Annotated in this window: 13 protein-coding genes, 1 tRNA gene and 1 pseudogene; 4 read left to right on the top strand and 11 right to left on the bottom strand. The window is 43.8% G+C overall.

Going from position 1 to position 18,534, the window contains the following annotated elements; genetic code table 11:
* Window positions 1–201 precede the first annotated feature (201 nt).
* From PXH59_RS13270 to PXH59_RS13235, 8 genes and pseudogenes are all read right to left on the bottom strand, one after another.
* Window positions 202–327: pseudogene (locus PXH59_RS13270) on the bottom strand (transposase); the annotation flags it as partial.
* Window positions 328–796: 469 nt separating this feature from the next.
* The gene (locus PXH59_RS13265; protein ID WP_285808742.1) at window positions 797–1,066 is read right to left on the bottom strand and encodes a helix-turn-helix domain-containing protein; all 270 of its coding nucleotides are present in this window, start codon (window positions 1,064–1,066) and stop codon (window positions 797–799) included.
* A 586-nt stretch (window positions 1,067–1,652) separates the two neighbouring features.
* Window positions 1,653–1,775 (bottom strand): hypothetical protein, encoded by a 123-nt coding sequence (locus PXH59_RS13260; RefSeq protein ID WP_285808741.1) that lies wholly within the window; start codon window positions 1,773–1,775, stop codon window positions 1,653–1,655.
* A 500-nt stretch (window positions 1,776–2,275) separates the two neighbouring features.
* Window positions 2,276–3,052, bottom strand: a complete 777-nt coding sequence (locus PXH59_RS13255; protein WP_285808740.1) for a HEPN domain-containing protein — start codon at window positions 3,050–3,052, stop codon at window positions 2,276–2,278.
* On the bottom strand, window positions 3,052–4,134 hold the full coding sequence (locus tag PXH59_RS13250; RefSeq protein WP_285808739.1) for a DUF262 domain-containing protein: 1,083 nt from the start codon (window positions 4,132–4,134) through the stop codon (window positions 3,052–3,054). The genes PXH59_RS13255 and PXH59_RS13250 overlap by 1 nt, the downstream gene beginning before the upstream one ends.
* A gap of 688 nt (window positions 4,135–4,822) precedes the next feature.
* Window positions 4,823–6,358 (bottom strand): phage/plasmid primase, P4 family, encoded by a 1,536-nt coding sequence (locus PXH59_RS13245; protein WP_285811786.1) that lies wholly within the window; start codon window positions 6,356–6,358, stop codon window positions 4,823–4,825.
* Window positions 6,333–7,439, bottom strand: coding sequence for a tyrosine-type recombinase/integrase (locus PXH59_RS13240; RefSeq protein ID WP_285808738.1), 1,107 nt, complete (start codon window positions 7,437–7,439; stop codon window positions 6,333–6,335). Before PXH59_RS13240 ends, PXH59_RS13245 begins: the two co-directional genes overlap by 26 nt.
* Window positions 7,440–7,603: 164 nt before the next feature.
* A tRNA-Leu gene (locus tag PXH59_RS13235) sits at window positions 7,604–7,688 on the bottom strand.
* A 399-nt stretch (window positions 7,689–8,087) separates the two neighbouring features.
* Between PXH59_RS13235 and ampH the strand changes: the two genes are divergently transcribed.
* Window positions 8,088–9,293, top strand: coding sequence for a D-alanyl-D-alanine-carboxypeptidase/endopeptidase AmpH (gene ampH, locus PXH59_RS13230; protein ID WP_285808737.1), 1,206 nt, complete (start codon window positions 8,088–8,090; stop codon window positions 9,291–9,293).
* Between the two features lie 72 nt (window positions 9,294–9,365).
* Here ampH and lptG read toward each other — a convergent pair whose 3' ends face one another.
* Together lptG and lptF are read right to left on the bottom strand one after the other, a co-directional pair.
* The gene (gene lptG, locus PXH59_RS13225) at window positions 9,366–10,442 is read right to left on the bottom strand and encodes an LPS export ABC transporter permease LptG (RefSeq protein WP_285811785.1); all 1,077 of its coding nucleotides are present in this window, start codon (window positions 10,440–10,442) and stop codon (window positions 9,366–9,368) included.
* Entirely contained in the window at window positions 10,442–11,539 is a 1,098-nt protein-coding gene (lptF, locus tag PXH59_RS13220) for an LPS export ABC transporter permease LptF (RefSeq protein WP_047771653.1), read from the bottom strand. The genes lptG and lptF overlap by 1 nt, the downstream gene beginning before the upstream one ends.
* Before the next feature lie 280 nt (window positions 11,540–11,819).
* Between lptF and pepA the strand changes: the two genes are divergently transcribed.
* The 3 genes from pepA to PXH59_RS13205 all read left to right on the top strand — a co-directional run bounded on the left by pepA (window position 11,820) and on the right by PXH59_RS13205 (window position 16,813).
* Window positions 11,820–13,328 (top strand): leucyl aminopeptidase, encoded by a 1,509-nt coding sequence (gene pepA, locus PXH59_RS13215; protein WP_285808736.1) that lies wholly within the window; start codon window positions 11,820–11,822, stop codon window positions 13,326–13,328.
* Between the two features lie 79 nt (window positions 13,329–13,407).
* A complete protein-coding gene (locus PXH59_RS13210) occupies window positions 13,408–13,902 on the top strand; it encodes a DNA polymerase III subunit chi (RefSeq protein WP_047771657.1) in 495 nt (164 codons plus the stop codon).
* Between the two features lie 13 nt (window positions 13,903–13,915).
* The gene (locus PXH59_RS13205; RefSeq protein WP_285808735.1) at window positions 13,916–16,813 is read left to right on the top strand and encodes a valine--tRNA ligase; all 2,898 of its coding nucleotides are present in this window, start codon (window positions 13,916–13,918) and stop codon (window positions 16,811–16,813) included.
* Window positions 16,814–17,288: 475 nt separating this feature from the next.
* Here the strand turns inward: PXH59_RS13205 and PXH59_RS13200 are convergent, their stop codons facing one another.
* Window positions 17,289–18,182: a pepsin/retropepsin-like aspartic protease family protein gene (locus tag PXH59_RS13200; RefSeq protein ID WP_285808734.1), complete on the bottom strand. Its 894-nt coding sequence runs from the start codon at window positions 18,180–18,182 to the stop codon at window positions 17,289–17,291.
* Between the last annotated feature and the right edge of the window lie 352 nt (window positions 18,183–18,534).

Below are 18,534 nucleotides of genomic sequence, written 5' to 3'. Positions count from 1 at the left end.
TGGACGCCCCTTGTTTGCCAAACAATCGTTTGTCATGACCAGAACCAGGTTAAGATTGCAGCCATACATCCGGACTTTAGTTGAGGTCGTCGCCCCTGTCCCTGATGGAATTCGCTGACCAGGCTCTTATCATTTCGACGCGCTATAAGCGCTTGCATGACACCAGAGTTTCCTGATCACGGTCCGACCTGTCTTGCCATCACTTCTCCCATCACTTCTCGATTGTCGGGGAACCAGACCCAGCCATGCCGCCAACTGGCGACCATTGGCGAAGTGTCTAGCATCCCCTATCGATGCGACCAGCGCGCTGGCCGTTATCGGGCCGATATACGACGATGTCATAAAGCTGCTGCACGATATGAAACCACATGCTCAATTGATCTTTGCTACTCACAAGCGACTTGATGTGGGTTGACTCAGATTGACTTCTGTTGAAAGAAAAATCGCGGAAAACCTTGTATGGCGCGGATTTCAGGCACAAAAAAAGACGTCTGTTGACGTCTATTGATGTTCCGATGGTGCGAAGGTCGGACTCGTAAACGAATATAATTCATTGAAATTAAATATATTATTAAAAATAAATTTTCAAAATGCCCCATTTTGTGCCCCATATTTATTTTACTCCTTTTACTTGTTCATCTATTTGATTTTAATCTGTTTTTATGAACATCTTGATACATTGATATAAGCATGAAGTTAAAAAAGCCATGAGTTTTAAATTAGTCTGTCATTTCATTCTCAGGGCTTTGTATAAAAATTTATCATTTTCACAAAGTAGATCACAAGTTAAAACGGGTTATTCCTGCGACTTATCTCGAACCTTTCGCTCAATTAATCGACCATGCTTATCAAAATAACGGCTAGGCCAGATCTCTGAGGGGTGAATACCGAGATAGTTAGCAATTATCCACTCGCCTTTAGGCCATTGCCTGCTGAGTGCATTTGCTAATGTTGATGAACTTAGTCCTGCTTCACGGGAGACAGCCGCTAAGGTTGTACCACGTTTACGTAATGCTGCGATGATATCGGCCTGATGCCAGTCATTTTGAACATTGTTGTTATTCATTCCAGCTACCCCTTCCATTAATTAATATTGATGGTGGTGATTCAAGGCAGGGTTAGCAGACTGGGTTCACACCAGCGAGGCCGAAGCCTCCCCCTACCTGAATCACCATAGAAAGGGTGAACGCAGGCGCACTGGCAGAAACATCCTACCAGTGTCAGTGAACACAAGGCTGCTAAACCTTGACCATTGGATTGAGCCAATGGCGGGAATACTTTAACTGATTGTATTATTGGACTCAATAACTGAACGGCTAAGTTTAACGACTATAACCACGTTCAACATAACAGCCAATGTTTCGAATGCTGTCAATTCTTTAATCAATCAGCTCTACTTATATCTAACAACATGCAATCTCTGGCGCGCGACCATTCGGGCAAAACAGAAAATACCAGTCTTACCCTTGATCGATATCTGTGCGCCAGAGTGAACGCAAGTTGAGGTATTGCGGGGTATCGGTTGAGTACACTGTACTGCCGCCTGTATTAACAGGTCATCCCCACCGGCTAAAAGCCAGCCTCGATATCGTCAAGTTTTCCTTTTGATACTTATTCAATCTATAAAATGCAGTGTCAGATTCACTGTGTGGTTAATTAGACCAAAGCCTGTCAGGGTTGTGTTGCTCTTTTGCGGCGGCGTCACTTTCAGCGGTAAATCCGCAAAAAGTGACGCCTTGAGTTCCGCGAACGGTTAGCAAAAGCAGTGCGAGCATTGAAATACCAGTAGTTGCCACAAAATGCCGCAAGATGAAGAATCAAACGGTAGTAATGAGTTAAATGTTTAGATGTAGAAAAATTGTCCGCTGAATATTTCAGACAGTGATCGTGATAAGTATGAACCAGATGTACTAAAGCCATCCTGTTATTCATTGAAGATAAAGGGAGTTGATATAAAAGATAAGTGCATGATCTAATGTTCACTACACTTGATTGGCAATATAAAAACACCTTTTGGGTGTATTTTTTAGTTTAAGAGACCTTCATTGCCAGACGAGGGTTTAGGTGTCTTGACAATATCTGCTTCCAAAGGTGCGCAGATGTACCGCAATTTTGCTCCCCCTTTCAGGCTACAGGAGTTTTTAGCCGCTTTTGGTGGCTATATTACCATCTATGATGGTGATCGGATTGATTAAAATTAACAAATATTTTTAATTATTGCAATGGTTATTTAATAATATGGTTTCTTGTTTTACATAATCATTATAACCGAATATTAATTAATGTTTGAAAATATAATTGAAATACAAATTTTTTGAAAAATTTTGCATTTATTTTTTATTACCTTTAATTCTGATGTAGATGTTGAATTTTCAAAAACATTACCATGTGCAATGTCATGTCTTTTTGTATTAATATTATCAAAAAATGATTCCCAAAGACTTCTATCCTTTGATTGTATTGAGTTTATTTTTTGTATCAATACGAAATTGTCTAATATTTTTTGTTTTGATAATCTTTTTCTTACTGATGTGTCTATAATTTTTTCAAATCTTTCTATTTCCTTGTCCGTCATTGAAAATACATTATCGAATATTGTTCCACTCAGTTTTTCGAATATTTTCTTCGTTCCTAAATTATCACATATTGATTCAATTATACTGGGCTTTGGATTTTTATTTTTGCTTGGCATAAATGCGTCATAAGATATTTTAAAGTTACCATGATTTTCTAATTCGTTAATCAAGCTGGTTATTTTTTTATTATTTTCTTTATTATCTTCATATCCAACGAACTGCTTGCAAAATTGTCTTTTCATTGCATCTGGAAGTAATTTAAAATCCATTTTATCTATATCTGAAATGAAGTTTTTAACTAATTCCTTATAAAAATTTTCCATATGTGATACACATAACACCATAGCAGAACGGCATAGACTATTATATGTATCAATATTGTTGTGTATGTGTTCATCTGCCAAGTCAATTATGCAATCAATCTCTCTCCATTGATCATTAAGCTTACTTATATAGTTGACAGTAAACGGCCTCATTATTTATATAACTCCGTAGCTTTAGTCATTCTGGTTCTTAATTTTGAGATATCATTATAACTTCCAGAACATGCTTCTACATAGCCAGAATCTTTGAATAAGAAGCTAGTGAGTGAATTTCTTGTGAATTTTTCATTCCCTAAATAGTATATCCTGCAAACTGTATCATACACAGCAACATTGAAGCTTGATTTTTTCTTTATTTTACCGGTTGTGTGATCAACATTCCAGTTTGAAAATGGCATATCAATTTTGCTATTTGCAATTCTTTTGAATGTTTCTTCAAATTTATGCTTCATATCTTTCAATTCATCTTCATCTAGGCCATTAAAAAAATTCATTTTATCATTGAGGAACTTCTTAAATCCACTCTTATAGTCTGTATATCCATTGTTATAGTGCAGAGAAAAGAATCTAAGAATTATCTCCTGATCATCCATTTTTGCTACTTTTTTATTGCTAAGATTTGTTGTGTTTTTAAAGTCAATGTTTGAACATAATTCGATAAGGAGATCTTTAAATGGTCCCCTGTAAATTGCATTTCTTAATTCTTGAGATTCTAACTTTAATGCACCTGTATTAAGTCTTTCAAATATATCATACTTTACTTGAGGATCAATAGTTGAATCTATTCTTAGACATTTAATTGTTCTTTCTTCTAATCTTCTTATTAAGAATGCAGGTAAGTCTGAATAATAGGCATCGTTTAATGGAGATAATACTTCTAATCCAGATAAAGAGTATTTGCCTTTCATAAACTCATATATTGCAGTGATTCTCTGCTGTCCATCAATAACTGAATATCTATATTGTTCATCTTCATCACCTATTTCATCATCCACATCAACATCTAAAGATATATATACATAGGGTATAGGTATATTAAGTATTAAACTTTCTATAAGCCGAGATGAGGCTTCAACCGTCCAGCGATGTCTGCGTTGATAGTCAGGATTTAACTTTATTGTCTTGCGATCTATTTTTTTTATTAACGTTTCTAAATCATATTCTATGTTCTGAGTTTTTACAGTTCTTTCCTTGGCTTTTTTCTGTAAGTCAGCCAGTTGAAATTTTAATGTCATATTATAAGCCTCAATAAAATAGATTAGATAGTATTCTACATCATTACTTATCCCTAGTGAACCAAAACACTTCTATGTTTTTAGAAAATTAAAGTTGATAGTGTCCATTATGACCTTAACTGTAAAAAGGTATGGATATATACTAGATAAACTTCAAGTTGCAATCTGCAATATGAAGTAAAACCTTACGTTTTCACGTGTTACGGGAAGGTCTAACATGCACCTTGAAGTTGAATGGGTATATATTGACCCATTAGATGTCTGAAGAGCTGTACAGCAGATTCAAACCACACTGACGCGCTGCGCTTGTCTTCTCCGAGTTACCGGGCTAATAAATTAACCCAGTAACACGGAGAGCTAAAAGATCACCTACCAGAGAAAACATTTTTACCTCCCCCTCCCTATTAAAGAATTATGGATAAAACTGTTCACCCTGTTCACCTTTGAATTATTTTATTTAAATTCATATTGTTAAAGGGTGATGAGTTGAAATCAAACTCTTCACTACTCTTCACCCAACCGTTCACCTCCAACCAGAAAAAAGGTGAACAGTGATGAATAGTTGTGAACAGTTTAAAAATAACCATTCACCCTATAATACATTGATATATCCGGTTTAAATTATAGGATGAACAGTGGTGAACACTTTTTTATATTTCTTTGAAAAATGCCCATAATCAGAAAAAAATTATTCTTCTGGCTGGCTATTCCTTGTCAGTTTCGGCATCCATTCGACAGCAGTATCAAGATTCAGGCTCAGATTGCTGCGAATGCCCTGTTTGCTTTTCTTGCGTAAATATTGCTGGCTGTATTCTGCCAACGCACCCGGCATATCCATACCGAAGCGAGTTACAGAAACAGGTTTGTTCAGGTTATTACCTTTCATATAAGCAAGGTAGGCATGATAGAGATATTTGCCGGGATTGAACGGCATAATTTCCGCATTGCCGGTTAACAAACCGTCAGCTTCATGGGAAGCAATAAGATAACCGCAAAAATCGACCAGTGGATCTGTACCGCGTTTGATATCCAGCGCCTCCGCAGATTTCTGCTGCTCTGCCAGTAAACGCCTTGCGGCTTGTGGGTCAGCAAATCGATGCAACAAATGCCGGATAATCACGGGCAATTCTGCCGCAATTTTATCCCGTAAGAGTGGATCACGTTCATTTTCCGGCACAACTTCGGAAAAATTAAAAATCACCCGACGCCGCGATACTCCACCACTGCGATCACTAAAACTCATAGCATTATTGTTCACTGCCAGCACTATCGCAGGAATACGGGTTGAATAGGGTTGTTTGTGTTTCGGATCAATGGCAACTTCATCGCCACCCGTAATTGCCTTGATGCCGGAGCCATCACCTACATAGCGGGTCTGATCGAGTAGGATAATCAGCGAATAACCAACAATCTGCGCCCGTTCCCGTGGATTTTCCAGTGCCACCATACTTGCAGAAACTGTATTGCCTTTACCTGTCAGCATGGAACAAATTTCAGCAAAGATACTTTTACCGCTGCCACCTGCGCCAGTGACTTCCAGAAATAGCTGCCAGTCATAACGATTCGCCAGCACTATAAACAGCGCTGCCAGTACCCTGTCTGTTTTGTTTTCACAGTTGGCAGTTGTTTGATTAAGCCAGCGCCAGAACTGTGGCGCGTGATCTTGCAAGATTTCTCCCGAAGCAGGGGAATTGAACTCGATATCGTTGGCAAGCAATAACCAGTCACTTTTATGATGAGGTCGGAACTGGCATGTTTTCAGATTAAACACGCCGTTACTGAATCCGATTAAGTGACGTTCTGGTGATTGCATCATGGGAAGCTGCAATTTCAGGGCATCTACGGCTGAACTAATGCCATGCGGTGAATACGGTAGTTTCTCTTCCATAAAGGCAGCGACCATTTCCCGCCTTAAATCGAGATCACTGACCGGACGCCAGACAATGCCATCATAGTGATGAACGCTTTCCGAAGCGCCATCCAACGCTAAATCTCCGCTATAACGCGCCAGTAACACTTCTCCGCGCTGACTGGCTCCCATCTGGCATAATGTCAGTTTTGAAGATTCGGTATCATTATTAAGCTGAACGGCTGCTTTTTTCTTGATTGATGTTGGTTGATAAAGCCCCTGAGCAAAGGCTTGCTGTGCTATTTCCACTCCCTGTTGCTGACGGTAATCGTCCCAATCAGCTTTGTGCTCAGTTGGTGGTAACGTTAGCGTCATCACTCCACAGACCAGATTCGCCCATTGCACCGCGTGCCATTGTACGGAATCCGTGTCCGCAAACTTCTGTTTTGGTGTCATAGCCCATCGTTCGCAACGCATTATTAACGGTGTTTTCATTCATCACTTTCTTTGGATCGTGATCACCGGGAAACATTACTTCATTCTCTCCGCTCAGGCTGTAAAGTGTTTTGATAAGCAAAATTGCCTGACGGCTCAACGGTACAATGTGTTCGGTTTTCATTTTCATACCACGTTGAGAATGCTTAACTCCATCAATGGGTTTTCGTGTTGCTGGTATATGCCAGACAGCTCTTTCGAGATCGATTTCTTCCCAACGAGCGAATCTCATTTCACTGGAACGAACAAATGTTAATAAAGTCAGTTCTACCGCAATTTTGGTCAGTAAGCGCCCACGATAACAGGAAATACGAGCCAAAAATTCAGGCAGGCGTTCATGAGGCAATGCAGGGTGATGTTTGGGCTTTACTACGGTGAGAGTGCCAGCCATATCATTGGCAGGGCTATATTCAAGAATGTCATTTTGAACTGCGTAACGCATAATGGCAGCTACACGCTGTTGTAATCTCTGGGCTATATCGTGTTTACCATCAGTATCAACGGCTTGGATCGGTGCTAACAGTTGGCTGGTTCGTAAAGTGCGAATATCGAGAGTGCCAATATAAGGAAAAATGTATTGTTCAAAACCTCGCATAATTCGGTCTCTGTGGTCTTCGCTCCACCGTTTATTGCTGGCGTGCCATTCACGGGCGATCCGTTCAAAGGTATATGCACCCTTTGATTCGGCTTGTGCGTCTTTTTTCTCTGCTTTGGGATCAATACCTTGAGCGAGCAATTTTTTAGCTTCGTCCCGTTTAGCGCGTGCATCAGCTAATGAGACAACAGGATAGACACCAAAAGCCAGCCGATCTTCTTTTCTATCGGTGGGGCGATGATACTTCATGCGCCAGTATTTAGAACCGCGCGGCGTGATTTCGAGATATAAGCCAGCGCCATCCGCTAATTTATAGGATTTCTCTTTCGGTTTCGCAGTCTCGATTTGTCGGGCGTTTAGTTTCATTTTTGGGGCACATTTACAATCGAAGTGTAGATGCCCCAAATTATGCCCCTTGGTGCGTGTTGATTGCAACAGACCACAGTAGACGGCAAAATAACTAATTATCTTGATTTATTGGAGTTTTTTGGGAGTTTGTAGACTTGGGTAGACGTTAGAAAACTAACGAATGGTGCCGAAGGCCGGACTCGAACCGGCACACCCGAAGGCGGTTGATTTTGAATCAACTGCGTCTACCGATTTCGCCACTTCGGCACTGAAATGATTCGGAGAACGGGGGCCATTATACCTGTCAGAAGCACATTCGCAATACTTATCCTTTCGATTTTGCTCAAGTGCCGAAAAAAAGAATCGCTTATTCTATTTTTTCGCCAGATTTTTACCAGTAACGCTTAAAAACTAAACCGCTTTTTCTATCCTATCCCGCCAATCCCTCCTCACACAATTCCTTCCAGCCAATAGACAACCTATAAACTCCTTATATAATTCAAAACAATACACTGCTATGAGGTAAATTATCATGACTATTATCAGTTGGATTTTTACAGGTATCCTGTTGGGTATCGTTATTGGGGCCATAATGGCGATATGTAAGAAAAACAAATAACAGCTTTATTCCTTCACTTGAATGCTCCCTGATTGGTTAATCCAAAAATGAAAAAACGGCTATATAAACTGTGTGCAGTTTCCGTCATGACATGGGCGATTTCAGCTTGTGCAGATTCTGGTTATTCACATCAGAAAAAATTTCAGCAATCCCATGCGCAACCAGCAAAATGGGGAGTGTTCGAGAGTAACAACAATATTAAGAAAATAGCTGTTGCATTGATCGACCAGTATTCCCAATCCATCTTTGAAGAGGGCAATCCTTTGGGAATGGCGATGGTGGTGATCGATAATAATCAGGTTATACATCGCAGTTTCGGGGAAACTTATCCAGGGAGCGGCGTTCGGCCACGGCAGGATTCTTTAATTCGTATTGCTTCTATTACCAAATTGATGACCAGCGAGATCATGGTTAAGTTGGCACAGAAGAAACGTCTCAAGATTACCGATCCGTTGCAGAAATACACTTATCACAGTGTCCATGTACCAAATTACGGCTCAGGGCAGCCAATCCGACTGTATCATCTGGCAAGTCATACCAGCGGATTGCCTCGGGAACAACCTGGTGGAAAATGGGGACGCCCTGTATTTATTTGGCCGACCCAATCGAACCGCTGGACTTGGCTGAAAACCGCAGGAATAGATGCGGCGCCCGGCACGACGGCGTCGTATTCCAATCTGGCCTATGATTTATTGGCTGATGCCCTTGCTAAAGCCACGGGAAAACCCTATTCCCGTCTGCTACAAGAGGAGATTACTCATCCATATCGCATGAAAGATACGACACTGACACCCACACCATCCCAATGCGCCCGTTTAATGGCGGGAGTTAAATCCAGCCCTTGCGTCAATACAATTGCTGCCGCAGGCAGTGGCGGAATTTATTCTACTCCCGCAGATATGCAGCACTGGATGCAACAGTTTTTATCTTCCCATAATCAGTTAAGGAAGCAGACTGCCAGCCGTGAACAAGGTATCTACTTTAAACGTGCCGATCTGAAATCAATCACAGGGATGGATGTTGCGGGACTGGCAGACGGAATTGGGCTTGGCTGGGTATATATGGATACCAACGGTATTTATCAGAAAACTGGCGGCGGCGGTGGGTTCAATACCTATATGGCAATGATCCCTGAAAGCAATATCGGCGTATTTGTGGTGATGACCCGCAAGGAGCAAAGTAAATTTAGTCGTGTGACGAATGGAGTTAATGAATTAGTGGCCGCATTGGCGCGCAATCATCAGCAAATTTAGTTTTGTTAAAAAATCGCCTCCACTGTTGACGGTGGAGGCAACGACAGGTAAGTCAGCTGAGATATCAGTTTGTTATTTTCTATATAAGAGTAAGTAAACACTCACTGCAAAAAACAACAAACTTGGCAACAGCGCCCCTAATATCGGCGGCATACTATAAACCAGACTGAGCGGGCCGAATATCTCATTCAAGACATAGAACACAAAGCCCATACTGATCCCCACCACAACCCTGAATCCCATCGGCACGCTACGCAGTGGCCCGAAGATAAAGGAAAGTGCCATCAGCATCATCACCGCAACCGATAAAGGTGCGAAGATTTTCTTCCACATATTAAGCTGGTAACGTCCGGCATCCTGTTGGCCCTGTTGCAGGTAGGTAATATATTGATGCAGGCCGCGGATGGAAAGCGCTTCAGGATCAAGGGAAACGACGCCCAGTTTTTCTGGTGTCAGCCGACTTTTCCAGTTCGCAGAAAGATGTTGTGACCCCGTGATCCGCCCATCCTGAGTTAAATCGGATTCTTCAACCTGAGATAACTTCCATTGATGGTTATTTTGATCATACACCGCTGACGCCGCATATCTTATGGATAACAGTTTTTGGTTGTCATCAACATGATAGATGTTGACACCGTTTAGGGCATTGTCCTTCCCAACACTCTGGATATAGACAAAATCTTGGCCATCTTTCGCCCAAAGCCCTTTAGTAGTGGACATCAGTGAACCACCATACATTTTTTGGGAACGGTAATTGCGGGCAATCTGTTCTCCTTGTGGGGCAACCCATTCACCAATGACCATCGTCAGCAAGACCAGCGGGATTGCCGTTTTCATGACTGCACCCGCCACTTGCAGACGGGTAAAGCCAGAAGCCTGCATGACCACCAGCTCACTACGTGTCGCCAGTGCGCCCAGACCTAATAACGCCCCGAGCAGAGCAGCCATAGGGAAGAAGATCTGAATATCTTTGGGAATACTCAACAGGGTATAAATGCCTGCGGAAAATGCGCTATATTCCCCCTGCCCGACTTTGCGTAGCTGATCGACAAACTTAATGATGCCGGAAAGCGATACCAGCATAAATAAAGTCATCAGGATGGTTTGCAGGATGGTGCGCCCGATATATCTATCCAATACCCCAAACATCATGACGCTCCTTGAGTCTTAAAGTGCGAACGCAGTTTGCGCATGGGGACGGTATCCCACAGATTAAGGGTCACTGCCAACGCAAAGTACACGCCGTTGACCAACCACATGCAGAACAGAGGATCAAGTTTGCCTTTACTGCCATTGGAATGCAGGGAGCTTTGCAGCAGGAAGAAAATCAGATAGAGCAACATGGCGGGTAACATACTGAGTATCCGCCCCTGACGCGGGTTCACGACACTTAACGGCACCACCATCAACGCCATGATCAACACCGAAGCAATCAACGTCAGGCGCCAGTGAAATTCGGCACGAGAGTCGTTATCGGTATCATGCCAAAGCTGTTCAATCGATTTTTGTTCAACTTTGTTATCGATATCTGCTTTTTGGTGCCCAATTATGGCCTGATAATTAGTGAACTCCGTAATACGGAAGTCACGCAACAGTGCCGTACCCTCATAGCGCATTCCTTGATGAAGTACCGCCACCTGATTACCATTCGGGCGTTCTTCCATATGCCCGCCATCTGCAATGACCACAGAAGGGCGCTGGTCATTCGCCGGACGGAGCTGGGCCAGGAAAACATTCTCAAACGTGTTCCCCTTCACGTTACCGATATACAGCACCATGTTGCCATCACGAGAAGGTTTGAATTGCCCTTCCATAATTGCCGCAAGGCTTGGATTGGCTTTTGCATCCGCCAGTACTTGCGCTTTAGATTTGGCAGACCACGGCGTGACCCAGATAACGTTAGCCGCCGCCAACGCTGATGTGAAGAGAGCCAGAATAAGGGCTGATTTCACCAATACACTTTTGCCCAACCCGCAGGCATGCATAACGGTGATTTCACTTTCGGTATAGAGTTTGCTGAACGTCATTAATACCCCAAGAAATAAACTCAGGGGCAAAATAAGCTGCGCCATCTCTGGCACACCTAAACCTAACAACGATAAAACCAAATTTGCGGGAATATTTCCTTCCACCGCCGTACTCAATACGTCAACTAATTTCTGGCTGAAAAAGATCAGCGATAAGATGAACAGTATTGCGATTTGGCTTTTCAGGGTTTCCCGTACTAGATATCTAATGATGATCACGCTTATTACGCCTGTGAAAACTTGTCTTTTTGCAGGAAAGTCGCTAACTTCGTCGTATATCTACCATTTATATGAATCAGTTTGGCTTCCCCATCGCTAAAATGATACCAAAGCATTCCATATATTGGTTCCCAATTAGAACATAGTTATCGTTATCTAAGTATCAAAAAATAATAGGCTTAGTTTAACATAACCGTTAATTTTCTTTGGGATGAATGAATGCGGAACGCGGTATTTTAGCGATTGTATCCGTCTTTGTCTTTAAGATTCAGGAGAACGCATGGAGTTTAGTGTAAAGAGCGGTAGCCCGGAGAAACAGCGCAGTGCCTGTATTATTGTCGGCGTGTTTGAACCCCGCCGTCTTTCCCCTATCGCAGAGCAGCTTGACAAAATAAGTAACGGCTATATCAGTGCGTTATTGCGCCGTGGTGAACTTGAAGGCAAGGTAGGTCAAACCTTGTTGCTGCATCATGTTCCGAATGTACTGTCTGAGCGTATTTTGCTGGTTGGATGTGGAAAAGAGCGTGAGCTGGATGAACGCCAGTATAAGCAAATTATCCAGAAAACAATCAGTACCCTCAATGAAACCGGTTCAATGGAAGCGGTTTGTTTCTTGACAGAACTGCACGTGAAGGCGCGCAATAATTACTGGAAAGTCCGTCAGGCGGTCGAAACCGCCAAAGAGTCACTGTATGTTTTTGATCAACTCAAGAGCAGCAAAAATGAATTGCGCCGCCCGCTGCGTAAAATGGTGTTCAATGTGCCGACCCGCCGTGAATTGACCAGCGGTGAACGCGCCATTCAGCACGGTCTTGCCATTGCATCAGGTATCAAAGCGGCGAAAGATCTCGCCAATATGCCACCCAATATCTGTAATGCGGCGTATTTGGCATCACAGGCGCGTCAGCTTGCTGACAATGTGACCAATCTGACCACCAAAGTCATTGGTGAAGAGCAGATGAAAGAGCTGGGTATGAATTCTTATCTGGCGGTTGGTCAGGGTTCACAGAATGAATCCTTGATGGCCGTTATGGAATATAAAGGCAGCGCAGACGCCAATGCGAAACCGATCGTATTGGTGGGCAAAGGGCTGACGTTTGATTCCGGCGGTATCTCCATCAAACCCGCCGAAGGTATGGATGAGATGAAATATGATATGTGCGGTGCCGCTTCTGTCTATGGTGCCATGCGCGTTGTTGCCGAACTGCAATTGCCAATCAATGTCATCGGTGTTCTGGCAGGCTGTGAAAATATGCCCGGCGGACGCGCCTATCGCCCTGGAGATATTCTGACTACCCTGTCCGGTCAGACTGTTGAAGTGACAAACACGGATGCGGAAGGCCGTCTGGTACTGTGTGATGCGTTGACTTATGTTGAGCGTTTTGAGCCGGAATCAGTCATTGATGTTGCCACCTTGACCGGCGCTTGTGTGGTCGCGCTGGGCGGTCACTACACCGGCCTGTTGTCTAACCATAATCCCCTGGCGCATGAACTGCTGAATGCCTCAGAGCAGGCAGGAGATCGTGCATGGCGTCTGCCGTTAGCGGATGAATATACCGAACAGTTAGAATCCAACTTTGCGGATATGGTCAACGCGTGCGGGCGCTCCGGTGGTGCAATTACCGCAGGTGCTTTCCTGTCCCGCTTTACCGCCAAATATCACTGGGCGCATCTGGATATCGCGGGTACAGCATGGCGTTCAGGTAAAGCAAAAGGAGCAACAGGTCGTCCGGTTGCACTTCTGTCACAATTCCTGTTAAATCGTTCAGGTTTGAATTCTGATGATTAATGCTCCCACCGCTTAATTGAATTAGGGTATTGCAACTGCAATACCCATACTGTTTCAGTAACCTTGCAACCAAGAAACTATGAAAAACGCCACCTTCTATTTATTAGAAAAGCTGCCATTATTAGAAAAGCTGTCACCGGAAAAGCAGTTATCGGAACAATCCTCGTCGGAGGAACTACAGCCACATGAATGGCTGGCATGTCAGTTTGCTGCTGATCAATGGCGTGCAGGGAAGCGGGTTCTGATTGCTTGTGAAAGCCAGCAACAGGCCGAAAAATTGGACGAAGCATTATGGCAACGGGAGCCGAATCAATTTGTACCACACAATCTTGCCGGCGAAGGCCCTCGATACGGCGCCCCCGTGGAGTTATGCTGGCCGCAAAAAAGAGGCAATGTACCCCGCGATGTATTAGTGACACTGCTTCCTCATTTTGCAGACTTTGCCACAGCTTTCCATGAAGTGATAGACTTCGTTCCTATTGATGAAAATCTGAAACAGTTAGCGCGCGAACGATATAAATCTTATCGTAGCGTCGGCTTTAATTTGACCATGGCAACCCCGCCAACCTATTGAATATCAAAACACAATGGAAAAGACACCCGCTACTCAAACGCAATCTGAGCCATCTCTCGATAAAACATACAACCCGACAGAGATAGAGCAACCCCTTTACAACCACTGGGAACAGAGTGGTTACTTCAAGCCGAATGGCGATACCAGCCGCGAAAGTTTCTGCATCGTCATTCCCCCCCCAAACGTCACCGGCAGCCTGCATATGGGACACGCTTTCCAGCAGACTATCATGGATACTATGGTGCGTTACCAACGCATGCAGGGTAAAAATACCCTGTGGCAAGCCGGGACTGACCACGCGGGTATCGCTACCCAAATGGTTGTTGAGCGCAAGATCGCGGCAGAAGAAAGCAAAACCCGCCACGATTATGGTCGTGAAGCTTTTATCGACAAAATTTGGCAGTGGAAAGCAGAATCGGGTGGCAATATCTCCAACCAGATGCGCCGTCTGGGTAACTCCGTTGATTGGGAACGTGAGCGCTTCACTATGGATGAAGGTTTGTCCAAAGCAGTGAAAGAAGCCTTCGTTCGCCTGTATCAGGACGATCTGATTTACCGTGGCAAACGCCTGGTTAACTGGGACCCGAAATTGCGCACGGCGATTTCTGATCTGGAAGTCGAAAACCGTGAAGTAAAAGGTTCCATGTGGCACCTGCGCTATCCGCTGGCTGACGGCGTTAAGACCGCAGAAGGCAAAGACTATCTGATCGTTGCCACAACCCGTCCAGAAACCATGCTGGGCGATACCGGTGTTGCCGTGAACCCGGAAGATCCGCGCTATAAGGATCTGATCGGCAAAGAGATCCTCCTGCCACTGGTGAACCGCCGTATTCCTGTTGTTGGTGACGAGCACGCGGATATGGAAAAAGGCACCGGCTGCGTGAAAATCACCCCAGCCCACGATTTCAATGACTATGAAGTCGGTAAGCGCCACAGCCTGCCCATGATCAACATCCTGACCTTCGACGGCAATATTCGTGAAGCCGCAGAAGTGTTCGACAGCAACGGCGAAGTTTCCGATCTCTACCCGACCGACATTCCTGCCGAATACCGTGGCATGGAGCGTTTCGCTGCCCGTAAAGCGCTGGTAGCAGAATTCGAGAAACAGGGCCTGCTGGTTGAGATCAAACCCCATGACCTGACTGTTCCTTACGGCGACCGTGGCGGCGTGGTTATCGAGCCAATGCTGACCGACCAATGGTATGTTCGTACGGCACCATTGGCAAAAGTGGCGATTGAAGCGGTTGAAAATGGTGATATCCAGTTCGTACCCAAACAGTACGAAAACATGTACTACTCGTGGATGCGTGATATTCAGGATTGGTGTATCTCCCGTCAATTGTGGTGGGGCCACCGTATTCCGGCGTGGTATGACGCACAAGGCAACGTTTATGTTGGTCGCAATGAAGAAGAAGTTCGCCGCGAGAACAATCTGGGCACCGGTATCATCCTGACCCAAGACGAAGACGTACTGGATACCTGGTTCTCCTCTGGCCTGTGGACATTTTCCACCCTCGGCTGGCCTGAGCAGACCGAAGCATTGAAAACCTTCCATCCGACTGATGTGCTGGTCAGTGGCTTCGATATTATCTTTTTCTGGATTGCGCGCATGATCATGCTGACCATGCACTTCATCAAAGATGAAAACGGCAAGCCACAAGTGCCATTCAAGACGGTCTACATGACTGGCTTGATCCGCGATGAAGAAGGCCAAAAAATGTCAAAATCCAAAGGGAACGTGATCGACCCTCTGGATATGATCGACGGTATTCCGCTGGAAAATCTGCTGGAAAAACGTACCGGCAATATGATGCAGCCACAAATGGCCGAGAAAATCCGCAAGCGCACCGAACAACAGTTCCCGGAAGGCATTGAAGCCCACGGTACTGACGCCCTGCGTTTCACGCTGGCGGCACTGGCTTCTACCGGCCGTGATATCAACTGGGACATGAAGCGCCTGCAAGGCTATCGCAACTTCTGTAACAAACTGTGGAACGCCAGCCGTTTTGTCCTGATGAACACAGAGGGACAGGATTGTGGCCAGAACGGCGGTGAAATGTCGCTGTCACTGGCTGATCGCTGGATCCTGGCAGAGTTCAACCAGACCATTAAAGCCTATCGTGAAGCGCTGGATACTCACCGTTTCGACATCGCCGCTAACATTCTTTACGAATTCACCTGGAACCAATTCTGTGACTGGTATCTGGAGCTGTCTAAACCGGCAATCAACAAAGGGACAGAAGCCGAAGTCCGTGCGGCTCGGCATACCCTGATTGAAGTTTTGGAAGGTTTACTGCGTCTGGCACACCCCATCATTCCATTTATCACTGAAACCATCTGGCAGCGGGTGAAAGTCGTCAAAGGTATTGATGCGGATACCATCATGCTGCAACCGTTCCCTGAATTCGATCAGGCGAAAGCCGATGAGTTGGCATTGAACGATCTGGAGTGGATCAAGGAAGCGATCATTGCAGTACGTAACATTCGTGCAGAAATGAACATCGCGCCAAGCAAACCGCTGGAGGTTCTGCTGCGTGATGCGAATGATGATGCACAACGCCGTGTCGCTGAAAACCTCAATTTCCTTCAGGCAATGGGACGTCTCTCTTCTGTTACCGTATTGGCGGCCGGAGAAGCAGCACCTGTTTCTGTCACCAAACTGATCAATGGGGCGGAAGTGCTGATCCCAATGGCCGGTTTGATTAATAAAGATGCAGAGCTGGCACGCCTGGATAAAGAAATCGAGAAGCTGGATAAAGAGATTAGCAGCATTGAAGGTAAACTGGCTAACGAAGGCTTTGTCAGCCGTGCACCGGAAGCTGTTGTTGCCAAAGAGCGTGAACGTTTGGCGACCAACAATGCCGCAAAAGAGAAGTTACTGGCGCAGAAAGAGACTATCGCTGCCCTGTAATTTTTCTTAGTTGAAATTTTTTCATATAAGCCACTGCAATTTAGTTTGCAGTGGCTTTTTTCCGTCATCTATTTTTTAATTTTCGTCAGATCGCTACGTTCTCGCCAGCATTGAACTCCATATTGATGTCGTTAAAAATGAAGAGTTCAGCGTCTCTGTAACGATAGGCGAGACTATGTAGTGTTATCCGACCCGCCACACTATCAAGAGATACTAAGTTTTGCGGATACCAAGCGCTTTCTGTCTCTGCGGTTGCAATGTCTGTGAGACGATCCGAATGTATTGATATAAGACGAAAGTTAAAAAGCGAATTTACCACCTTGATAGAACGGGTAAGGAACATATCAGCGTAAAGCATAAAGGCAAATAGAATGCCTGTTGTTATTGCACCTTGCTCCGTGAGATCGGTCAAAAAAGTGGTCTAGTGGGCAATTCAGGCGGCCTCGAAAAAATGGACGATGCCGATGACGCAAAATCAGGTATAGGGTTCTTTTCTGTGATCATCAGAAACAAAAACCTTCTTATTTTTAAAATCTATAATGATTTTTCGGTTTCTAAGGAAGCTGTTTCCTATAATGCCATCAATTTCCCCCATATGTTGAAAATGTCCATCAACAATAACTGAACTAAACTGTTCCGGTTTTCCAGTTATTGATTTCATTGTGAGCACTGTAGCTTCACATCCTTTGTTATCCATTTCCGGATTAACTGAGAGACAGCTTATAGGTTTGTAAGACTTAAGTCTTTCACGCCATATTATAGATACTGTGGCACCCGTATCCAGAATCATATGGTATTCATGGCCGGATTGTTCGACATAAAAAACCATTCCTTCAGAGGATATTTGAAAAGGAAATTGTATAAAACCTTTTGGAGCCTTCTTCTTTTTACCAGTAAAACTATCTGCTATAGTTAATGTATTAGAGATATAATCCAGTGTTATTTGTTTATCTTTAAAAGCGCCGAGACCTACAACAGGTGTATTTGGTAATTTTCCTTTATTATAAACTAATAGCCCCCATTGCTTAAATGGAGTCACGATCACATCTTTAAACCTCATATTATTCACATTCAGAGAGTGAGCAAGATAATTTATATTTCTCTGGATTTTTCCGGTTAAATCTGTACTGTGATAAGTACTTTCTTTTTTGAGTCCTTTTATTTTAGTTATCTGAGATTTGTAAAGGTGAAAACCCATAGAAGAGCCGGTATCAACCATTGCATATACTGGCTGACCATCAATTATAAATGTTGTATGAGGAACAGAATATTCATCAAAATTCAGTTTTAATGTTACAGAATTTTTTATATTCGCAACCGAACCCTCTGAAAAGAGAGTAAAAGAAAAAATGCAACCATTGCTAACCAATAATTAAATTTCATCATTGTTGTAGCTCACTTTTTTATTTTTGGGTATATCCTCGACGTCAATGCTATCAGCGTGCTGATCATCAGGTATGAGGAAATCGAAGCGCTGGCATTTGAGTTCCTTATTTTTTAAATTAGATGTCATGCCGAAACTTGCGATGACTCCTGGAGTATAGCGCCAACAACATATACAAAAACAAAACAAATAATCAACCATTGATATACGATTGAACCACAAAAAGAATTGATTTATAACATAACGGCATTAGGTCTCACGGTGATGCGCAATCCTGTCATTTTTATGGCCTTAAAAAGAATAAACTGTCACTAAATATTACCAACTTAGAAATGAA

This window comes from Xenorhabdus bakwenae (assembly GCF_030272115.1).
GTDB classification, from domain to species: Bacteria; Pseudomonadota; Gammaproteobacteria; order Enterobacterales; family Enterobacteriaceae; genus Xenorhabdus; species Xenorhabdus bakwenae.
The sequence above is the reverse complement of the archived record's forward strand: the minus strand, read 5'-3'. Positions and strand labels throughout refer to the sequence as shown.

What these genes read in the sequence shown, in the direction of transcription:
- PXH59_RS13265 (WP_285808742.1), bottom strand. Translation starts at nt 1,066, where the DNA reads ATGAATAACAACAATGTTCAAAATGACTGGCATCAGGCCGATATCATC.
- PXH59_RS13260 (WP_285808741.1), bottom strand. Translation starts at nt 1,775, where the DNA reads ATGCTCGCACTGCTTTTGCTAACCGTTCGCGGAACTCAAGGCGTCACT.
- PXH59_RS13255 (WP_285808740.1), bottom strand. Translation starts at nt 3,052, where the DNA reads ATGAGGCCGTTTACTGTCAACTATATAAGTAAGCTTAATGATCAATGG.
- PXH59_RS13250 (WP_285808739.1), bottom strand. Translation starts at nt 4,134, where the DNA reads ATGACATTAAAATTTCAACTGGCTGACTTACAGAAAAAAGCCAAGGAA.
- PXH59_RS13245 (WP_285811786.1), bottom strand. Translation starts at nt 6,358, where the DNA reads ATGACGCTAACGTTACCACCAACTGAGCACAAAGCTGATTGGGACGAT.
- PXH59_RS13240 (WP_285808738.1), bottom strand. Translation starts at nt 7,439, where the DNA reads ATGAAACTAAACGCCCGACAAATCGAGACTGCGAAACCGAAAGAGAAA.
- ampH (WP_285808737.1), top strand. Translation starts at nt 8,088, where the DNA reads ATGAAAAAACGGCTATATAAACTGTGTGCAGTTTCCGTCATGACATGG.
- lptG (WP_285811785.1), bottom strand. Translation starts at nt 10,442, where the DNA reads ATGTTTGGGGTATTGGATAGATATATCGGGCGCACCATCCTGCAAACC.
- pepA (WP_285808736.1), top strand. Translation starts at nt 11,820, where the DNA reads ATGGAGTTTAGTGTAAAGAGCGGTAGCCCGGAGAAACAGCGCAGTGCC.
- PXH59_RS13210 (WP_047771657.1), top strand. Translation starts at nt 13,408, where the DNA reads ATGAAAAACGCCACCTTCTATTTATTAGAAAAGCTGCCATTATTAGAA.
- PXH59_RS13205 (WP_285808735.1), top strand. Translation starts at nt 13,916, where the DNA reads ATGGAAAAGACACCCGCTACTCAAACGCAATCTGAGCCATCTCTCGAT.